Source organism: Bradyrhizobium sp. A5 (genome assembly GCF_042076515.1).
GTDB classification, from domain to species: domain Bacteria; phylum Pseudomonadota; class Alphaproteobacteria; order Rhizobiales; family Xanthobacteraceae; genus Bradyrhizobium; species Bradyrhizobium cosmicum.
Genome location: NZ_CP148990.1, coordinates 7,020,292 through 7,039,340, shown reverse-complemented (window position 1 = coordinate 7,039,340; position 19,049 = coordinate 7,020,292). Strand labels below are relative to the sequence as shown.

The following is a 19,049-nucleotide window of genomic DNA, read 5'->3' as shown; positions in this document are numbered from 1 at the left end:
GCTCGCGACCTGGTCGCGCCCCGGAATGACATGGTGGGCGAGTTCCGCCCTTGTTTCACTGCACTGTTTCGCCCACCTCAAGTCTGCTAGCAAGACCAAGAGTGAGCCAGGGATTGGGTATGTCGGTACAGGGTAGCATTGTCATTGGCGGCGGCGCGTTTGCGGGCCTGGCGCTGGCGCTGGCGTTGCGTCAGGGGCTCGGCCCCGAGATTCCCGTCATCGTCGCTGATCCTGCGTTCGCCACGAGGCCGAGCCGCGACCCGCGCGCCACCGCGATCGTGGCCGCCTGCCGCCGCCTGTTCGAGGCGATCGGCGTCTGGGACGACGTCAGGAGCGAGGCGCAGCCGATCCTCGACATGGTCGTCACCGATTCCAAGCTGGAAGACGCCACCCGTCCGGTGTTCCTGAACTTCGCCGGCGATGTCGCGCCGGGCGAGTCCTTTGCGCATATGGTCGAGAACCGCCGTCTGATCGACGCGCTGGTGGCCCGCGCCGAGGCCGAGGGCATCGATCTTCGCGCCACCATTGTGTTGTCCTACGACGCGCGTTCCGATGGCATCGACGTGACGCTCGGCGACGGCAGCGTCATCGCGGCGAGCCTGCTGGTCGCCGCCGACGGCGCGCGGTCGAAGCTGCGCGAGCGCGCCGGCATCGCCACCCATGGCTGGGAGTATGATCAGTCCGGCATCGTCGTCACCGTCAGCCACGAGCGCGACCATGAAGGCCGCGCTGAAGAACATTTTCTGCCCGCGGGACCGTTCGCGATCCTGCCGCTCATGGGCAAACGCTCCTCGCTGGTGTGGACCGAGCGCCGAGCTGAGGCCGCGCGCATCATTGCGTTGAGCGACGAGGAGTTTCACGGTGAGCTGGAGCAGCGCTTCGGTCTGCATCTCGGCGAGGTGAAGGCGCTCGACAAGCCGCGCGCGTTTCCGCTGTCCTATTTCGTCGCGCGCTCCTTCATTGCCGAGCGCCTCGCGCTGGTCGGCGATGCCGCGCATGTCATCCACCCGATCGCGGGCCAGGGTCTCAACATGGGGCTAAAGGACGTCGCCGCACTGGCCGAAGTCGTCGTCGATGCCGCGCGGCTCGGCATGGATCTGGGCGCAGCCGATGTGCTCGAGCGCTATCAGCGCTGGCGCCGTTTCGACACGATGGCGATGGGCGTTGCCACCAACTCGCTGAACTTCCTGTTCTCCAACCAGTCGACGCTGCTGCGCACCGTCCGCGACATCGGCCTCGGCCTCGTCGACCGCGCCCCGCCGCTGAAGAATCTCTTCATCCGCCAGGCCGCCGGACTGACCGGCGAGGTGCCGCGGTTGTTGAAGGGCGAGGCGTTGTAGCCGCAAATTCCGCTGTCGTCCCGGACAAGCGAAGCGCAGATCCGGGACCCATACGCCGCAGCAAGAGTTTGGCGAAGACTCGGAGTGACCAGCTCGCGCCACAAGTCTCCCCGTGGTTATGGGTCCCCGCGTTCGCGAGGACGACAGTGAGTGTGAGGCGCGGTCATCGTGCGCCACCCTAATCCTCAATCGATCTTCCGCGCCTCTTCCGGCAGCATGATCGGGATGCCATCGCGGATCGGGTAGGCGAGCTTGGCGCTGCGCGAGATCAGCTCCTGCCGCGCGGAATCGAATTCCAGCGGACCCTTGGTCAGCGGGCAGACCAGAATCTCCAGCAGTTTGGGATCGACGCTGTTCTCGGGGCGTTCAGTGGGCGTGTTCATTTTTGTCTCCGGCAATCACCTGCCTCTAGCATAGAAAATCGCGTCCGCCCATCGGGCCCGCCACAGCGTCTTCGAGCGAAGTGGGTACCGGTTCGCGTGAAGAAAACGCGTCAAAATAGGAACCTTAGGCGGACACCATCCGCAGGATCTCGTCGAGCAGGCGCTGCAGCCGTACGGCCGGCACCGGCGCGCCCGACAGGGCAAAGCCGAGGAAAGTCCAGTACAGGATCTGCGCCCGCGCCTGCGCCATCGCCGGCGCGAGTCCCCGCATCGCGAGCAACGCCTCGATATAGTCGATCCTGCGGCGGTCGATCGCGCGGACCGCGACCAGCGCGGACGCATCGAACGCCGCCCAGTTGCGCACCGCGCGCTCGAGATCGAGCCGCGCGCCAAAGCTTCGCCGCAGCAGCGCCATCAGCGGTTCGCCGCCGCCGGCCTCGACATCGGCGATGATCTGCTCGGCCGCGATCTCGCGCCAGCGCTTCAGGATGGCGGCGTGGAACGCGCCGAGATCGGCGAAGTGCCAATAGAAGCTGCCACGCGAAACCCCCATAGCCTTTGCGAGCGGATCGGCCTTCAGCGCCGTGAAGCCGCTCCTGGCGAGCGTCTTCAGGCCTTGCTTGATCCAGTCGTCGGTGGAGAGTTGCTCGGTCATGGCGGGTTCCGGAAATTCAGCCATACACTAGTGTATTGACAGGCGGCTTGCCAGCGCTTAATACTCCATACATAACTGTATGGAGGCGTCGATGCGCGATCTCTTGCTCCAATGTGCCGGCGTTGCGGCCATTGCCGTGGCCCTGATCCATGGCGTCCTCGGCGAGACCAAGGTCTTCCCCCGTGCCCGCATCGAACCGGAACGGCTTCGCATCCTGATCCGTCTGGTCTGGCAGGCCTCGACCGTCGCCTGGATCGGCGGTGGCGTGCTCTTGATCGCGGCGCCCTGGATGGACTCGGCACCTGCGCGCCACTGGATCGTCATCACCATGGCCAGTGTGTTCGGCTTGTCAGCCTGCGCCAACGCCTGGGCGACGCGCGGCCGGCACTTCGGCTGGATGGCGCTCAGCGCCGTCGTCGCGCTGGCGGTTGCCGGCTATTAGCACGCCGTGGCAAACCGTGAGGCGTAAGGCCGCAGCCGGCCGTCAAATGCGCGCTGCATTCGGACAGCGCTGATCTTTTTCGGATCGTTAGAATAACTCTAAAGCTTCGCACGCGCGTAGCGGATTGACTTCATCATTTCGTTTGCTTCCTTCGGTCTCGCTTCGCGGCTCCGCGCAGCGCACAGGACAGAGGAGGAAAGTTCGTGAAGGTCATTCGTTGTGTTGCCATTGCACTGACGATCGGAATGGGCGCGGGATCGGCGGCCATGGCCGATGGTTTCAAGGACTGCACCAAGCTCGACAAGGCGTCGTGGAAGCCGGCCAGCGAAGCCGAAGCCAAGGCCAAGGCACTGGGTTACGAAGTGCGACGCTCTAAGATCGAAGGCTCGTGCTATGAGGTCTACGGCGTCAAGGAAGGCAAGCTCTACGAGCTGTTCTACAGCCCCGAAGATCTCAGCCTGAAGCACACGATCGCCAAGTAACTTTTGCCAAGTCAGCAGGAATTGAGGGTGGTCCTCGCTTGATCGACGAAGCGGCGCCAGAAGCACGCGGGGTGTCCGACGGGACCCCCGCGGATCGAACCGCTTCGCGGACAGTCACGGTCTGGGACCTCCCTCTGCGCCTCTGGCACTGGGCTCTCGCCGCCAGCGTTCTGGCCGCGTGGTTCACGCCTACGGTTCATGACAGCCTTCATCGCATCGTCGGCTATACCGTGCTCGCGCTTCTGGCCTTCCGCTTGGTCTGGGGCGTCTGGGGAAGCCGCTATTCGCGCTTCCGCATGGTCGGCGTCAGGCTTCGTGCCGCGCCGAGTTACCTCTGGAATCTGCGCCGCGGCATGACCGGCCGCTATATCGGACTCAATCCCGCCGGCACCTTGATGCTGGTGGCGCTGCTGCTGTCGCTCGCGGTGTCGGCGATCACTGGTGCGATGTCGGTGACCGTCACCTTCTTCGGCGTATGGTGGATCGAGGACACGCACGCCTATGCATCGGATGCCGTCATGGTGCTGGTGGTACTGCACGTCGTCGGCGTCGTGCTGATGGGGCTGCTCCAGCGCGAGAACTTGATCCGGGCCATGTTCACCGGCCGCAAGCGCATCCGCGGTCATTTGTAGTCTTTTGAGGCGATACTCTTGCCGTCATGGCCGGACAGCCCGGCCATGACGACGTTTGTGAAATGACGACGGGCACCCTCATTGCAAGGGCGGGTCGCCGCTGGTGCGCTTCTTGGCGAGGTCCATCTCGGTCACCGCGATCAAAATCTCGGCGCGGGTCTTCAGATCCATCGCCTCCAGCATGGCCTGCTTCTCCGCGGGACCATAGGGCGACATCATCGCCAGCGCGTTGACGAGCGCCTCGTTGGGCGCGCTCTCGACGCCCTCCCAGTCGACCTTGAGATTGTTGGCTTTCAGGAAGTCCGCCAGTACCGTCAGCAACGCCTCGCGATCAACCTCGTCCTCGCCTTTGCGCGCAATGAAATCGTCGACGAAGGTGAAGAAATCCACCTTGCACTGCCGGTAGGCGGTCAGCACCTCGAGCTCCTCGACCACCCTGAAGCGCGAGACGCCTGTCAGCTCGAGGATGTAGCGGCCATCGCCGGATTCGGCCAGCTGGGTGATGCGACCGACGCAGCCGACGCGGAACAGTGCCGGCTTGTCGGAGTTCTTCGGCGAATGCGCCGCGTCGGGCTGGATCATGCCGATCAGCCGATGGCCGTCGCGGAAGCAATCGTCGACCATCGAAAGGTAGCGCGGCTCGAAGATGTTGAGCGGCATCTGGCCCCGCGGCAGCAGCAGCGCGCCCGGCAGCGGAAACACCGGAATGATCTCCGGAAGGTCGGCGGGCCCGCGATATTCGATGTTGATCGGCATCTGGTGCGCGGTCCCCGGTTGACGTGATCAGCCCCTGCTATAGCGAGATACGGGAAACTCCGCAGCGGTTTCCCGAAAGATCGTGCTCCAGCAGACGCCTTATGAAAACAGGATAATCGACAAGCGCTTGCGTCCCTCGACCGTTGCATCATCCGTGCCGCCCCAGGCCTCGAAGAACTGCACGAGCTGCTTGCGGGCGCCGTCGTCGTTCCATTTGCGGTCGCGCTTGATGATCGCGAGCAGCTGCTCGGTGGCCGCCGCCCGGTTGCCTTGCGCGTTCAGCGCGGTCGCAAGGTCGAATCGGGCCTGATGATCGAGCGGGTTTGCGGCGACTTTCTGTTCCAGCTCGGCCACCGGCCCAAGCTGCTCCGCCTGCTCGGCAAGATCGATCGCGGTCTGCACGGCTTTCACGGCGGGATCGTTGCGCTTGGATTCCGGCACCATTGCCAGCGTCTGCTTGGCCTGCTCGATCGCGCCGGAGAGGGTGTAGCATTTCGCAAGGCCCGCAAGCGCCGCGATGTTGGTCGCGTCGTGCTGCAGCGCTTCGGCGTAGATCTGTGCGGCCGCGGCGGCATCGCCCTCGGCGAGCACGGCATCCGCTTCCTGCACGATCTCGGCGATGTTGACCTCGCCCGGCGCGGTGACGCCCTTGGTCAGCTTCTCGATGAAGGCGTTGAGCTGGCTCTCCGGCACCGCGCCCATGAAACCGTCGGCCGGCTGGCCGTTGACGAAGGCGATCACGGCCGGGATCGACTGGATGCCCATCTGGCCCGGGATCGCCGGGTGCTGGTCGATGTTCATCTTGACCAGCTTGACCTTGCCCTTCGCCGCCTTGACCACCTTTTCGAGGATCGGGGTGAGCTGCTTGCAGGGGCCGCACCACTCCGCCCAGAAGTCGATCAGCACCGGCTGGCGCTTCGATTCCTCGATGACGTCCTTCACGAAGGTCTGGGTGGTGGTGTCCTTGATCAGATCGGCCGCAGCCGGGCCCGGCGCTCCGTTACCCTGGTCGATGATCGTCACGGGATCCCCTCGTCTCATGTCTGGAATGGCGGCTCTTTAGCACGTCGCCAATTCATATGCGTTGCTGTCAGCCTAAAATTGGGCCGGGCCGGCCGAATTTCAATCCATGGGCGCTGATTCGGGGGGCTCCGCGGCATTTTTGGCCGATTGGGCCGGTTTTGGGGTCCATATAGGCCGGAAGATGCGAATCTATGCCGCCGGTAGCTGTTGCATTCGGCGTCCGCTTTTGGCATACGACAGCCGTTGTCGGCGCAGTCATGCGACCGACACAGGATGCGGGTGTAGCTCAGTGGTAGAGCACGACCTTGCCAAGGTCGGGGTCGAGGGTTCGAGCCCCTTCGCCCGCTCCAATTTTTCCCAGAGCATCCAGCCAAGCCCGGTCAGGTCGTGGTTTCCCACGCCGCTGGCGGCTGAATTGGGTCCGACATGACAATTCTGGTCACCGGCAGCGCGGGACACCTCGGCGAGGCGATTGTCCGGATGCTCCGCGGGCGCGGATCACCTGTGCGCGGGATCGATCTGAAGCCATCGCCCTTCACCGATGCTGTCGACTCGGTCGTCGACCCCGATTTCGTGCGGGAGCAGATGGACGGCGTCACTGCCGTGATCCACACCGCGACGCTGCACAAGCCGCATGTCGCGACCCACAGCAAGCAGGATTTCATCGACACCAACGTCACCGGCACGCTCAATCTGCTCGAGGCGGCCGTCGCCGCAGGCGTGCGCAGCTTCGTCTTCACCAGCACCACCAGCGCGTTCGGCTCGCAGCTCAGGCCGGAGGCTGGACAGGCAGCGGTGTGGGTCACCGAGGACCTGCCGCCGGTGCCGAAGAACATCTACGGCACGACCAAGCTGATGGCCGAAAATCTCTGCGAGCTGTTCTTCCGCGAGCGTGGGCTGCCGGTCGTGGTCTTGCGGACCTCGCGCTTCTTTCCGGAGGACGATGACGATCCCGCGATGCGGTCGGCCTACCCGCTGGAGAACGCGCAGGCCAACGAGCTGCTCTATCGCCGGCTGGATATAGCGGACGCGGTGAGCGCCCATCTGCTCGCCGCTGAACGCGCGCCGAAGATCGGTTTCGGCCGCTACATCGTCTCGGCGACGAGCCCGTTCGAACAACGCCATCTCGCGGCGCTGGCGCGGGACGCTGCCGGCGTCGTGCGCGAGCTCTATCCGGATTGCGCGCAACTCTATGCCGCGCGTGGCTGGCGGCTCTTTCCCGAGATCGACCGCGTCTATGTCAATGCGCGCGCGCGGCGCGAGCTCGGCTGGCGGCCCGAATTCGACTTCGCGCATGTGCTGAACTGCCTTCGCGAGGGCCGCGATTTTCGCAGTGCACTGGCGCGCGAGGTCGGATCGAAAGGCTATCATGACGCCGTATTTGACGACGGGCCCTACCCCATCGTCTCGTAAGCGCCGCAATCGTGGTTTTGCTCGACACGTCAGATGTCTAGCCGGGTTCACCGGGCGCCACGCCGCCTGACCCGTTCTACTGTGCATGGGGTTGTTTTCGCGTTTCTTGCGCGACGCCTCCCATTGCTGCCTGCAAACCAGCCGCGCACTCGTTCGATTCCGCGTTGCAGCGAGATCATTGTCGTCGCCGGTCTCGCGACGAGAGAAAATCCGTCTCAACTTCTATCGAGTGCAAACGCGGCGAACGCGGCGCGCTTCTCACCGCCCGCAGATGTGCTAACCTTTTTGCGTCTGCCTCACGGGCAGACCCCAGACTTCGCCTCTCGACGAGCCATAACAAAATAATTTGCAGCCCTGACGGCTGCCTTAGGGGAGTAACGCGATGACATCGATGTTCCATCGATCCGTGTTGGCGCTTGCGGCGGTTGCCCTTCTTGCGGGAACCAGTGCGGTCAACGCGCAGGACAAAAGCAAACCGCTGAAGAAATACGAATCCGGCACCAAGGAGTTCTGGACCCATCCGCCGGATGACTGGTTCCTTGGCGACGAGACCGAGGCGCAGAAGGGCCTCGCGCCGCCGTCGGGACCGCCGACCGGCGCGTCGGAGGCCGAGCTCGCGGCGATGATGAAGAAGATCAAGCTGCCGGCCGGCTTCAAGATCGAAGTCTATGCGCCCGGCGTTCTCGCGGCGCGGCAGATGGCCTGGGGTGACAAGGGCACGCTGTTCGTCGGTTCGTTCGGCCTCGGCAACGTCTATGCCATCAAGGACAACAACGGAAAGAAGGAGGTCAAGACCGTCCTCAAGGGGCTGAACATGCCCACCGGTCTCGCCTTCAAGGACGGCGCGCTCTACGTCATCGCCGTCGACAAGCTGATCCGCTACGACAACGCCGAAGCCAATCTGGACAAGCTCGGCGAGGGCAAGGTCGTCTATGACGACATGCCGTCCTATGCCGCGCATGGCTGGAAGTACATCGCGGTCGACAAGGAAGGCTGGTTCTACATTCCGTTTGGACCGCCCTTCAACATCGGCGTCCCGCCCACCAGCGTGTCGCAGATCCGGCGCGTCGATCCCAAGACTGGCAATGCCGAGGTCTATGCGCTTGGCGTTCGCAACTCGGTCGGCGGCGATGTCGATCCGCGAACCGGCAAGTACTGGTTCACTGAGAACGCGCGCGACTGGGTCAGCGACGATTTGCCCTCAGACAAGCTGAACATGATCTCGAAAATGGGCGAGCATTTCGGCTATCCCTATTGCCACCAGGGCGACCTTCCCGATCCGAAGTTCGCCATGGGCCACAAATGCTCCGAGTTCACGCCGCCCGTGCTGAACCTCGGCGCGCACGTCGCTCCGCTCGGCATGAAGTTCTATACCGGCGACCAGTTCCCCGCCGAGTACAAGAACAACATCCTGATCGCCGAGCACGGCTCCTGGAATCGTCACAAATACCAGGGCGCGCGCATCATGCGGGTGATCGTCGGGCCCGACGGCAAGAACGCCAAGCAGGAGGTGTTCGCCTCCGGCTGGCTCGAGGGCGACCAGGGCTATCTCGGCCGTCCCAGCGATATCATCCTCGCCAAGGATGGCTCGATCCTCGTCGCCGACGACTGGGCCGGCGCGATCTATCGCATAAGCTACAGCAAGAAGTAGCGCGACGTGACATGGAGGCTGCGACCGGTGTCGGCCGCAGCCTCTTTCATTTAGCATCTCCTGCCGTCGTTCCGGATCGCGCGCCAGCGCGAGTCCGGAACCCATAACCCGGCTCGTGGTTATGGATTCCGGGCTCGCACCAAGTAGCGCGCCCCGGAATGACGAGTTCGACGGATCGGAATTCCCATCATGTGCCGGCAGTTCATCTCGCACGCAATGGTCGCGGCTGCGCTCCTCGCGCTAGGATTCCTCCCCGCCAGCGCCGCCGACATCGCCGCCGGCAAGGCCAAGGCGGAAGTCTGCGCCGGCTGCCATGGTGAGAACGGCATCTCGCAGACCGAGAATATCCCCTCGCTCGCTGGCCAGCCCGATCAATTCCTGCAATGGCAGCTCGTGTTCTTCCGCGCCGGCTCGCGCAAGAACGAGCAGATGCAGCCGATCGCCGAGGAGATCAGCAACGAGGACATCCGCAATCTCGGCGCCTATTTTTCGTCGCTGACGCCGCCGAAAGGTCCGGAGGACAAGGACTCCGATCTGTCGAAGAAGGGCGCGCAGGTCGCGGTCGGCCGCCGCTGCGCCTCATGCCACACCGATAGTTTCGCCGGCACCAAGGCGGTGGCGCGCATCGCCGGCCAGCGCGAGGAATATCTCGTGAAAGCGCTGCACGACTACAAGGCCGGCCAGCGCATCGGCGGCGGCGTCGCCGCGATGGCGGACGTCGCCTACGCGATGAGTGAGGAAGAGATCACCGCGGTCGCGCATTATCTGGCGCATTACAAATAGCGCGAAGCTGTTGCCGCAAACACAGCACGTCGTCCCGGGGCGCGCGTAGCGCGAACCCGGGACCCATAGCCAGTAGATCGAATTTGGCGAAGACTTGGAGTGACCACCTCGCTCCATAACCACTCCCTGTGGTTATGGATCCCGGATCTGCGCTGCGCTGTCCGGGACGACAGCGGAGTGTGGCGGGCCCTACCCCGCCCGCTGCTTCTCATACGCCTTCAAATGCGTGTACGCGATGCGCAGCTTCGGCACCGGCACCTTGGCGGCGTCGGCGCGCGCGATGAGGTCGCCGATGACGTGGTCGGCTTCGACCGGAAGGCCGGCCTTGATGTCGCGGAACATCGAGGCCGTCATTGGCGAGCCTTCGGTGGTGAGGTTGCCCTTCACGCGCTCGAAGAACGGTCCGCCCGGCGCATAGCCTGATGCGGTGGCAATCGCGCTTGTCTCATCGAGCATGCCGAGCAGGAAGTCCCTACCGCCGGGAGCGGCGAGGATGTTGCCGACCGAGGTGCGCATCAGGCTGGTGCTCGCGGCGAGTGAGGAGAGGAACACCCACTTCTCCCACATGTCCTGCATGATGTTCTGGCTGGCGGCGGCGCCCTTGATGCCACTCTTGAAGGCCTCGTCGATCGCCTTGACCCGGTCCGACAATTGTCCGTCGCGCTCGCCGAAATTCAGCGACTGCATCGGCTGGAGCTGCACCACCTCGCGCTGCTCGTTCAGCGTCGCGGCGATGGCGCAGAGGCCGCCGAGCACGCGCTCCTTGCCGAACCTGGCATCCAGCGTGTCGAGATGCTTCATGCCGTTGAGCATGGGGATGATGGCCGTATTCGGCCCGACCGCCGGCGCAAACGACTTGATGGCGTCGTCGAGGTCGAACGCCTTGCAGCTCAGCAGCACGACGTCGAATTTTTCCGCGAGCTTGTCGGCTTGCACCGTCGGAGGATTCTTCAGCGTCACGTCGCCATTCGGGCTCTTGATGACGAGGCCTGCGCTCGCCAGCTCACTGGCGCGCCTGGGGCGGACCAGGAAGGTGACGTCGCGGCCGGCCTGCAACAGCCTGCCACCAAAATAGCCGCCAATGGCGCCGGCGCCGACCACGAGGATACGCATGGGATTGTCCTTATTGTTGCTGTTGGCGGCCCATCTATAGTCGCCCTGGCGCGCGAAGCGAAGCAATCCGGAATGTTGCCACGATCACATTCTGTCGCCGGAGAATGAGGGGGCTATGCGCCCAGCACCATCTCCTCGACCTCGCGCAGCTGCTCCTTGCCGAAGAACATCTCGTTGCCGACGAAGAAGGTGGGCGAACCGAACGCGCCGCGGGCGACCGCCTCCTCGGTGTTCTTGATCAGCTTGCCCTTCACGTCCGGCTCCTGGGCCCGGGCGAACAATTTTTGGGCATCGAGGCCGGAGGAGGCCAGTGCTTTCGCGGCGACTTCAGGGTCGTCCATCTTCTTTGGCTCGCGCCACATGTGGTGGAAGGCGGCCTCGACATATTTCTCGAACACGCCCTCGGCCTGCGCCGCGATCGCGGTGCGCATCAGGTTCAGCGTGTTGACCGGGAAAAAGGGATTCATGACGTAAGGCTTGACCTTGAAGCGCTTGATGAAGCGCTCGGTCTCGACCATCTGGAATTCGCGCTTGTTCTTGATGCCGGCCAGCGTCTCGGCCGGCGACTTGTTGTTGGTCGACTTGAATATGCCGCCGAGCAGGATCGGCACGTATTCGAATTTGACGCCGATGCGCTGCTCGATCGCCGGAATCGCGAGATGGCTGAGATAGGCGTTCGGGCTGCCGAAATCGAACAGGAATTGGGGGGCTGTGCGGGTCAAAATCGTTCTCCCTGACCTGGCTTTTTAATCTGGCCTTTCACGCATTGTGGCGCAGGGTACGCCACAGGTCCACCGTTTAATGATGGTCATAATATCTTGATGATCAGATCAGGCGCCGGATCGCCCGCCTGCGCCACACCAGGAGGTAATAGCCCATCTGCAAAACGAACATGGCGCAGAACACGATGGGATAGGCCGCCCACACTCCCTCAAGGCCGATGGTGCGGCTCAGGATCACCGCGGATGGCAGCTCGATCGCGAGAATCGCGAAGATGGCCAGCAGCATCGGCGTCAGCGCCACGCCCGCGGCCCGCATCGCGCCGGAAAACACCGTCGCCATGCCGAACGGCACCGAGCTCCACAGGGCGATGAAGAGCAACCCCTTCGCCAGATCGAGCACGGCGCCGTCGGTGATGAAGAGGCCGAGCACCGCGCGCGGCGCCAGGTAGATCAGCGCGACCAGCCCGCCGGTCAACACGAGGTTTAATGCGAGGCCGGTGCGGACGATGCCGTCGAGTCGTGCCCTGTCCCCGCCGCCGACCGCCTGCGCACCGAGGATCGAGACCGCGATCGAAATCGACATCGCCGTGAACTGCGTGTAGCCCATCACCTGGTTGACGGCGCCATAAGCGGCGGTGGCGTTGGAGCCAAAGCCGTTGACGAGACCGAGCAGGACCAGCTCGGCGATCGCCATCGCCACCATGCCGATCGCGCTCGGCAGGCCAATGCCGAGGATTTTTCCGAGCATGGCGCGATCGAGCCGCAGATGTCGCAGCAATGCTGCATCAGGTGCGAGCGCATGTCTTGTCCGCCGCAGATAGATGGCCAGCACGATCAGCGTCAGCGCATTGGAGATCGCAGCCGCCCAGGCCGGGCTGGTGATGCCGGCGGTAGGCATTCCGAACGATCCCCTGATCAGCATCGGCGTCAGGATCAGACCAATCGCGGTCGACAACGCCAGCGCCAGCAGCGGCGTCAGTGCATCGCCGACACCGCGGATCATCGCCGTCATCAGCAGGAAGACGAAGCCGAGTGGCATCGTCAACAGCATGATGCGCGCATAGGCGCTGGCCTGATCGAGAATGTCCGCGGGCGTGGCAAGCATGATCATCAACTGCCGGCTGAAGATCCCGCCGACCAGTGCGATCGAGATCGACAGCAGCATGCCGACCGCGAGCGTCGTACCGACGACGCCTCTGATCCTGCCGTGTTCGCCCGCGCCAAAGGCCTGCCCGATCAGCACGGCGGCGCCGGTGCTCAGGCCCATGACGAACGCGAACAGGAAGAACATCACCGGGAAGAAGACCGACACGGCTGCGAGTGCATCGACGCCGATCATCTGCCCGAGATAGACGTTGCTGACCGTGCCGAACAGCGATTGCAGCGCGTTGCTCAGCATGAGCGGTACGAGGAAGCGGAGGAACGTTTTCCAAAGCGGCTTTGCGGCGGGCATGGTTTGGCCTTTCAACAGGGCGCGCGAAGCCGTTGCCGCGCGATGCGCGGCTCGGCCGTCGATGGGGTTGTGTGAGAGCGATGCGCCTAGGCGCGGTCGCTGTAGGCGAGCTTGACGATGTGGTCGCGGATATCGGCGGGCCACTCGGCGATCAGTCCGGTGAAGCGCCGTCGGTCATCCGCAAACAGCGCGCGCGAGGCTTCCTCGAACTGCGGCAAATTGCCCGCCATGGTCGACATGAAGTGATAGGCCGCATCGCGTGCCTGCCGCTCGCGGTCCTTGTCGCCGCTGGCGCGCCTGGCTTCCTCGACGAGCTTTCGCAGCGCGACCGAGGCGCCGCCCGGCTGGGCGTTGAGCCACTCCCAGTGCCGCGGCAACAACGTCACCTCGCGCGCGACCACGCCGAGTTTCGGCCGCCCCCGTCCGCGCGGCTCGCTCGGTGGCGCGGTTTCCTCAACCGGGGGCGGGACAAGCTTTGCCAACCGCGCCAGCACCTCGCGATCCCCGCCGCGCAGATCGAAGTCGATCGATCGGCCCGTGGCGTCCTCGAAGATGATGATGGGTTCGTCCGGCCGCGACGCCATCCGCTTGACGACCAGCGCGACCTCGCCTGCCGGCCCGGACGCGAGGCGACGGTAGCCCTGGAAGGCGGTGAAAATCCTTTGCATTGGAATCATTGCCATATTGACCACGTTAGGCGCCTTAATATCCGGGTAAATTGCAGGCGTCAATATACCCGGGCGAAATTATCCGGGCGGATGGCTCGACATTGCGGTCCCGGGCTGGCACGAACGCGCGGCTGATCGACCACGCCTAGCCTGGGGACCCCACCGATGCTGACCGTCCACCATCTCAACAATTCCCGATCGCAGCGTGTGCTGTGGCTGCTCGAAGAGTTGGGCGTGCCCTACGAGATCGTGCGCTATCAGCGCCAGCCGGACATGCGCGCGCCGAAGGAGCTGCGCGCGATCCATCCGCTCGGCAAGTCGCCCGTCATCACCGACAACGGCAACACCATCGCGGAGTCCGGTGCGATCATCGAATATCTCGTCGCCACCTACGGCAACGGCGGGCTGATCCCGCCGCCGAACACGCCGGAGCGGCTGCGCTTCACCTACTGGCTGCATTATGCGGAAGGCTCCGCGATGCAGCCACTGCTGTTGAAGCTGCTGTTCACGCTGATGCCGAAGCGTGCGCCGGCGCTGCTGCGCCCGCTGGTGCGCAAGGTCTCGAACCAGGCGCTCACCGCGCTGGTGAATCCGCAGCTCAAGCAGCACATGGATTATTGGGAAGGCGAGCTTGCAAAGAGCGAGTGGTTCGCGGGCAACGAGTTCACCGCCGCCGATATCCAGATGAGCTTTCCGTTGGAAGCGGCGCAAGCGCGTGGCGGACTGGAGCTCGGTCATCCCAAGGCGATGGCGTTCCTGGAGCGCATCCACGCGCGGCCGGCGTATGCGCGCGCGCTGGAGAAGGGCGGGCCGTATCAGGTGGGGCGGTAAGTTTCCTCACCGCCCCGGCGATATGACTAGTCCGCGTGCAGCACGCGGCCGCGCGTCTCCGGCAGCGCGAAGGCTGCGATGAAGAACAGCGCGTAAGCCGCCACCGCGAATATCGCGATCGCGTTCGCGAGCGATGTCGACGCCGACAGCGCGCCGACGAGGAACGGAAACAGCGCGCCGATGCCGCGGCCGAAATTGTAGCAAAAGCCCTGGCCGGAGCCGCGCAGTCGCGTCGGATATAGCTCGGTCAGGAACGCGCCGATTCCCGAGAAATAGCCCGAGGCGAAGAAGCCGAGCGGGAAGCCGAGCACCCACAGGATCTCGTTGGTGAGCGGCAGCTGGGTGTAGAGCAGCACCACGGCCATGGCGCCGATCGAGAAGGTCAGGAACAGATTGCGCCGTCCAATTCGGTCGGCGAGCCAGGCGCCGACGAGATAGCCGATGAAGGAGCCGATGATCAGCGTCGAGAGATAGCCGGTCGAGCCGACGATCGACAGATGCCGCTCCTTGGTCAGGAACTGCGGCACCCAGAACGTGATGGCGTAATAACCGCCCTGACAACCCGTCGCGGCGAGTGACGCCAGGATCGTGGTCTTGAGGATCGGGCCCGAAAAGATCTCCCAGAGCGCCGGGCGATCGCCGCTCGCAGCCTGCTTGGCGCGCGCCTCGGCCGCGACTTCGGGCTCGGTGACGGAGCGGCGGATATAGAACACCAGCAGCGCCGGCAGCGCGCCGATCACGAACATCCAGCGCCAAGCCGTCTCGGGCGGCAGAGCCGAGAACAGGATCGCCTGCGACAGTACGGCGAGACCCCAGCCGACGGCCCAGCCCGACTGTACCGAGCCGACTGCGCGTCCGCGATATTGCGGCCGAATCGCCTCGCCCATCAGCACCGCGCCCGCGGCCCATTCGCCGCCGAAGCCGAGGCCGAGCACGGCGCGCGCAATCAAAAGCTGTTCGAAATTCTGCACGACCGCGCAGACAAGTGAGAAGAACGAGAACCAGATGATGGTGATCTGGAGCGTCCTGACACGGCCGATATGGTCGGAGAGATAGCCGCCGAGCCAGCCGCCAATCGCGGAGGCCAGCAGCGTCACCGTGCCGGCGAGACCGGCGGAGGCCGCATCGACCTTCCACAGCGCGATGATGGTGCCGATCACCAGCGGATAGATCATGAAGTCCATACCGTCGAGCGCCCAGCCGGCCGCGCAGGCCCAGAACGTCCGGCGCTCCGGCGCGTTCATGTCGCGATAGAAGGCGAGAAGGCTGGTGTCTTCGATCTCCGCGCGCTCGATGCGCTGGGTCGGATCGGCTGTGCTCATATGCGTTTCCCCGGCAGTTTTCTTGAAGCCGCGCGGTCGTAGCACGCACGGCGGCTGGAGCAAGGCGGCGCGCGCGCTCTAGCTATGCAACATCCGGGTTACTGCCCCGCGGCTTCCGCGCCGCGCGTGCGCGGATCGGGCGCACCGAGCGGCCCGTTCGGCGTTACGAGAATCGAATTGGCGGATGTCTGCCCCATTGGTTCGACGATGACATGGTCCATCGCTTTCAGCTCGAACAGCACGTCCTTCGGAAAGCCGCGCTCGACCCGCACCTCGTCCGGCAACCATTGGTGATGCAGCCGCGGCGCGGCAACGGCGGCGGCAACATCCATCCTGTAGTCGATCACGTTGACGATCACCTGGAGCACAGTCGAGATGATACGGCTGCCGCCGGGGGATCCCGTCACCAGTACCGGCTTGCCATCCTTCAGCACGATGGTCGGCGACATCGAGGACAGCGGCCGCTTGCCCGGTCCCGGCAGATTGGGTTCATAGCCGACGAGACCATAGGCGTTGGACGCGCCGACCGCGGCAGTGAAATCGTCGAGCTCGTTGTTGAGCAAAACGCCGGTACTCTCCGCGACGAGGCCGACGCCGTAGCTGAAGTTCAGCGTGTAGGTATTGCTGACGGCGTTGCCGCGACTATCGACGACGGAAAAGTGCGTGGTGTTGGTGCCTTCGCGCGGCGCGGGAGGGGAGGCAACCAGATCCTTCGATGGCGTGGCGCGAGCGGTGGAGATGCCGGCGCGCAGTCTCGCCGCGTAGTCCTTCGCGGTGAGTGTCTCGATCGGCGCATTGACGAAAGCGGGATCGCCGAGATAGCGCGCCCGGTCCGCATAGGCGCGCTTCATGGCCTCGATCAGCAGATGCAGCGAGGCCGGCGACCCCTGTTTCAGGTCTGCAAGCTGAAATCCCTCGAGGATGTTGAGCGTCTCCACCAGCACCACGCCGCCCGAGGACGGCAGCGGCATCGAGACGATGTCGTAGCCGCGATAGGTGCCGCGCACCGGCGCGCGGATCACCGCCTGATATGATTTCAGATCGGCCGGCGTCATGATGCCGCCTGCATCCGAGACGGCTTTGGCGAGCCTGTCCGCGACCGCGCCCTCGTAGAAGCCGCGCGCGCCTTGCGCCGCGACGGCCGACAGCGTCCCGGCGAGATCGCTCTGGATCAGCCTGTCGCCTTCGCCGAGCGGCGTGCCATCGGGACGCGAGAAGATTTTTGCGGAGGCTGGCCAGCGCGCAAGGCGGCGGTGCCAGCCCGGCAAGGTATCAGCCATGTCGTCGCTGACGATGAAACCATCGCGAGCAAGCGAGATCGCGGGTTCGAGCAATTGCGCCAGCGTGAATTGGCCCGAGCCGTATTTCTCCAGCGCCAGAGTGAGACCCGCCACCGTGCCGGGCACGCCAACGCCGAGCGCGGAATCGCGCGACTTCGCGGCGTCGGGCTTGCCGTCGGACCCAAGGAAGATTTGCGGTGTGGTTGCGGCCGGCGCGGTCTCGCGATAGTCGATCGTGACGTCCTCGTTGCGTTCGGCCGAATGGATCACCATGAAGCCGCCGCCGCCGATATTGCCGGCGCGCGGATAGGTCACCGCCATGGCAAAGCCGGTGGCGACCGCGGCGTCGACCGCATTGCCGCCGCGCCTGAGGATATCGGCACCGACCTGCGCAGAGATTCTCTCCTGCGCCACCACCATGCCGTGCTCGGCGGTGACGGCACGCACGGTGTCGAGCGCAGGTGGAACATAGGCCCGCCGCGCATCCTGTGCGGTGGCAGATGCAAGACCAAACGCCAGAGTGGCAATGAAGGCGAAAAATGTCCGCCGTGTCGGGTATGACGACATCATCAAGCTTCCGCCGTGGCCTCGGGCCGGTTCACACGCGCTGCTGCAATGCTATACGGTTTGCCCCGAGGCAGGCAAAACTGTTCGTGAAGAGGACTGCGTGATGACGACGATCGCCCCGGATGCGCGCATGACGGGCGCGCAGCGGACCTATCCGCCGCGCGCCGCTGTCATCAGCTGGATCTTCTTCGACTGGGCCGCGCAGCCCTATTTCACGCTGATCACGACCTTCGTGTTCGCGCCCTATTTCGCCACCAGCATTGCGCCAGATCCCGCCACCGGCCAGTCGCTGTGGGGCTTTACGATGGCGGCAGCAGGCCTTGCGATCGCGCTGATGTCACCCGTGCTGGGCGCCATCGCCGATGCGTCAGGTCGCAGGAAGCCCTGGATCGCGGCGTTCGGGACGCTGCTGGTGCTGGCGGCCTGCACGCTGTGGATCGGCAGGCCCGGTGATCCCTCGATCATTCCGCCTCTGTTGCTGGCTGTCGCGCTCGCCAGCGTCGGCGCGGAATTCGCCACCGTCTTCAACAATGCGATGATGCCGACCTTGGTGCCGCCGGAGCGGATCGGCCGCCTCTCGGGCACCGGCTGGGCCACGGGGTACATCGGCGGCATTGTCAGCCTGATCATCGTGCTCGGCTTCCTCGCCGCAAATCCCGAGACCGGCCGCACCCTGCTCGGCCTCAAGCCGCTGTTCGGGCTCGATCCGGTCAGCCATCAGGGCGATCGCATCGTCGGACCACTGACCGGGCTGTGGTTCATCATCTTCGTGATGCCGCTGTTCCTGTTCACGCCGGATTATCCGGCGAAGCGCCCGGTGCGTCAGGCGCTTCGCGAGGGACTGTCGGAGCTGAAGCAATCCATCAGGAGCCTGCCGCAGCGGAAATCGCTCGCGGCATTCCTGCTCGCCAACATGATCTACACCGACGGCCTGGTGTCGCTGTTCGCCTTCGGCGGCATTTATGCCGCGGGCACGTTCGGCTGGCACACGATCCAGATCGGCAGCTTCGGCATCATGCTCGCGGTCGCCGGCACGTTCGGCGCATGGCTCGGCGGCAAGCTCGACGATTCCCTGGGGCCGAGGCGCGTGATCGCCGGCAGCTTGCTGCTCCTCCTGCTCGCGGTGGCGGCGATCCTTCTGGTCGACAAGGATAGCGTGCTGTTTGTCGCGGTCGCGCCGCCTCAGCCGGGCGCTCCCCTGTTCTCGAGCGCGGCCGAGCGCGCTTATCTCGTGCTGGGTTGTGTGATCGGTGCCGCCGGCGGGCCATTGCAGGCGGCTTCGCGCACGCTGCTGATCCGGCTCGCGCCGAAAGACCGCATCGCGCAGTATTTTGGCCTGTTCGCGCTGACGGGGAAGGTGACGTCCTTCATCGGCCCGCTGCTGATCGGCATGATCACCGCGGTGACGGCGAGCCAGAAAGCCGGCATGGCCGTGCTTGTCGTATTCTTCGTTGCGGGGCTGGGGTTGTTGATGCGGGTGCGGGAGGAGTAAAGCTCCGCTGTCGTCCCGTAGATGGGGTAACGGGCCGGCCG

Annotated in this window: 19 protein-coding genes and 1 tRNA gene; 10 read left to right on the top strand and 10 right to left on the bottom strand. The window is 64.6% G+C overall.

Features of this window, described 5'->3' with window-relative positions; all coding sequences use genetic code 11:
* The first annotated feature begins 119 nt into the window (after nucleotides 1-119).
* On the top strand, nucleotides 120-1,340 hold the full coding sequence (locus tag WHZ77_RS33310) for a ubiquinone biosynthesis hydroxylase (protein ID WP_375311792.1): 1,221 nt from the start codon (nucleotides 120-122) through the stop codon (nucleotides 1,338-1,340).
* 185 nt (nucleotides 1,341-1,525) lie between these two features.
* Here the strand turns inward: WHZ77_RS33310 and WHZ77_RS33305 are convergent, their stop codons facing one another.
* Together WHZ77_RS33305 and WHZ77_RS33300 are read right to left on the bottom strand one after the other, a co-directional pair.
* Nucleotides 1,526-1,723 carry a Trm112 family protein gene (locus WHZ77_RS33305; protein WP_375311791.1) on the bottom strand — a complete coding sequence of 66 codons (198 nt, stop codon included), beginning with the start codon at nucleotides 1,721-1,723 and terminating at the stop codon, nucleotides 1,526-1,528.
* A gap of 124 nt (nucleotides 1,724-1,847) precedes the next feature.
* The gene (locus tag WHZ77_RS33300; RefSeq protein WP_375311790.1) at nucleotides 1,848-2,378 is read right to left on the bottom strand and encodes a TetR/AcrR family transcriptional regulator; all 531 of its coding nucleotides are present in this window, start codon (nucleotides 2,376-2,378) and stop codon (nucleotides 1,848-1,850) included.
* A gap of 91 nt (nucleotides 2,379-2,469) precedes the next feature.
* Here WHZ77_RS33300 and WHZ77_RS33295 point away from each other — a divergent pair, with 91 nt between their 5' ends.
* The 3 genes from WHZ77_RS33295 to WHZ77_RS33285 all read left to right on the top strand — a co-directional run bounded on the left by WHZ77_RS33295 (nucleotide 2,470) and on the right by WHZ77_RS33285 (nucleotide 3,934).
* Nucleotides 2,470-2,820 (top strand): hypothetical protein, encoded by a 351-nt coding sequence (locus tag WHZ77_RS33295; protein ID WP_375311789.1) that lies wholly within the window; start codon nucleotides 2,470-2,472, stop codon nucleotides 2,818-2,820.
* A gap of 203 nt (nucleotides 2,821-3,023) precedes the next feature.
* Nucleotides 3,024-3,302 carry a PepSY domain-containing protein gene (locus WHZ77_RS33290; protein WP_375311788.1) on the top strand — a complete coding sequence of 93 codons (279 nt, stop codon included), beginning with the start codon at nucleotides 3,024-3,026 and terminating at the stop codon, nucleotides 3,300-3,302.
* 38 nt (nucleotides 3,303-3,340) lie between these two features.
* Complete coding sequence (locus tag WHZ77_RS33285) at nucleotides 3,341-3,934, top strand: cytochrome b/b6 domain-containing protein (RefSeq protein WP_375311787.1); 594 nt, start codon at nucleotides 3,341-3,343, stop codon at nucleotides 3,932-3,934.
* Between the two features lie 78 nt (nucleotides 3,935-4,012).
* Here WHZ77_RS33285 and WHZ77_RS33280 read toward each other — a convergent pair whose 3' ends face one another.
* Together WHZ77_RS33280 and trxA are read right to left on the bottom strand one after the other, a co-directional pair.
* The gene (locus WHZ77_RS33280) at nucleotides 4,013-4,690 is read right to left on the bottom strand and encodes an LON peptidase substrate-binding domain-containing protein (RefSeq protein WP_375311786.1); all 678 of its coding nucleotides are present in this window, start codon (nucleotides 4,688-4,690) and stop codon (nucleotides 4,013-4,015) included.
* A 99-nt stretch (nucleotides 4,691-4,789) separates the two neighbouring features.
* Entirely contained in the window at nucleotides 4,790-5,713 is a 924-nt protein-coding gene (trxA, locus tag WHZ77_RS33275; protein ID WP_375311785.1) for a thioredoxin, read from the bottom strand.
* Nucleotides 5,714-5,988: 275 nt separating this feature from the next.
* Here trxA and WHZ77_RS33270 point away from each other — a divergent pair.
* The 4 genes from WHZ77_RS33270 to WHZ77_RS33255 all read left to right on the top strand — a co-directional run bounded on the left by WHZ77_RS33270 (nucleotide 5,989) and on the right by WHZ77_RS33255 (nucleotide 9,560).
* Nucleotides 5,989-6,063: transfer RNA gene (locus WHZ77_RS33270), tRNA-Gly, on the top strand.
* 76 nt (nucleotides 6,064-6,139) lie between these two features.
* Nucleotides 6,140-7,126, top strand: a complete 987-nt coding sequence (locus WHZ77_RS33265) for an NAD-dependent epimerase/dehydratase family protein (protein WP_375311784.1) — start codon at nucleotides 6,140-6,142, stop codon at nucleotides 7,124-7,126.
* Nucleotides 7,127-7,508: 382 nt separating this feature from the next.
* Nucleotides 7,509-8,777 carry a PQQ-dependent sugar dehydrogenase gene (locus WHZ77_RS33260; protein WP_375311783.1) on the top strand — a complete coding sequence of 423 codons (1,269 nt, stop codon included), beginning with the start codon at nucleotides 7,509-7,511 and terminating at the stop codon, nucleotides 8,775-8,777.
* 189 nt (nucleotides 8,778-8,966) lie between these two features.
* Nucleotides 8,967-9,560: a c-type cytochrome gene (locus WHZ77_RS33255; protein ID WP_375311782.1), complete on the top strand. Its 594-nt coding sequence runs from the start codon at nucleotides 8,967-8,969 to the stop codon at nucleotides 9,558-9,560.
* Between the two features lie 189 nt (nucleotides 9,561-9,749).
* On the opposite strand, the gene panE is transcribed toward WHZ77_RS33255, so the two are convergent.
* The 4 genes from panE to WHZ77_RS33235 form a co-directional block, all read right to left on the bottom strand.
* Nucleotides 9,750-10,673, bottom strand: coding sequence for a 2-dehydropantoate 2-reductase (panE, locus tag WHZ77_RS33250; protein ID WP_375311781.1), 924 nt, complete (start codon nucleotides 10,671-10,673; stop codon nucleotides 9,750-9,752).
* A 113-nt stretch (nucleotides 10,674-10,786) separates the two neighbouring features.
* Nucleotides 10,787-11,395, bottom strand: coding sequence for a 2-hydroxychromene-2-carboxylate isomerase (locus WHZ77_RS33245; protein ID WP_375311780.1), 609 nt, complete (start codon nucleotides 11,393-11,395; stop codon nucleotides 10,787-10,789).
* 103 nt (nucleotides 11,396-11,498) lie between these two features.
* On the bottom strand, nucleotides 11,499-12,848 hold the full coding sequence (locus tag WHZ77_RS33240; RefSeq protein WP_375311779.1) for an MATE family efflux transporter: 1,350 nt from the start codon (nucleotides 12,846-12,848) through the stop codon (nucleotides 11,499-11,501).
* Nucleotides 12,849-12,934: 86 nt separating this feature from the next.
* Nucleotides 12,935-13,531 (bottom strand): DUF2239 family protein, encoded by a 597-nt coding sequence (locus WHZ77_RS33235; protein WP_375311778.1) that lies wholly within the window; start codon nucleotides 13,529-13,531, stop codon nucleotides 12,935-12,937.
* A gap of 150 nt (nucleotides 13,532-13,681) precedes the next feature.
* Between WHZ77_RS33235 and WHZ77_RS33230 the strand changes: the two genes are divergently transcribed.
* A complete protein-coding gene (locus WHZ77_RS33230; protein WP_375311777.1) occupies nucleotides 13,682-14,347 on the top strand; it encodes a glutathione S-transferase family protein in 666 nt (221 codons plus the stop codon).
* Nucleotides 14,348-14,373: 26 nt separating this feature from the next.
* Here the strand turns inward: WHZ77_RS33230 and WHZ77_RS33225 are convergent, their stop codons facing one another.
* Nucleotides 14,374-15,669 (bottom strand): MFS transporter, encoded by a 1,296-nt coding sequence (locus WHZ77_RS33225; RefSeq protein WP_375311776.1) that lies wholly within the window; start codon nucleotides 15,667-15,669, stop codon nucleotides 14,374-14,376.
* A 98-nt stretch (nucleotides 15,670-15,767) separates the two neighbouring features.
* Nucleotides 15,768-17,519: a gamma-glutamyltransferase gene (gene ggt / locus WHZ77_RS33220; RefSeq protein ID WP_375311775.1), complete on the bottom strand. Its 1,752-nt coding sequence runs from the start codon at nucleotides 17,517-17,519 to the stop codon at nucleotides 15,768-15,770.
* A 100-nt stretch (nucleotides 17,520-17,619) separates the two neighbouring features.
* Between ggt and WHZ77_RS33215 the strand changes: the two genes are divergently transcribed.
* Complete coding sequence (locus tag WHZ77_RS33215) at nucleotides 17,620-19,008, top strand: MFS transporter (RefSeq protein ID WP_375311774.1); 1,389 nt, start codon at nucleotides 17,620-17,622, stop codon at nucleotides 19,006-19,008.
* The last annotated feature ends 41 nt before the right edge of the window (nucleotides 19,009-19,049 follow it).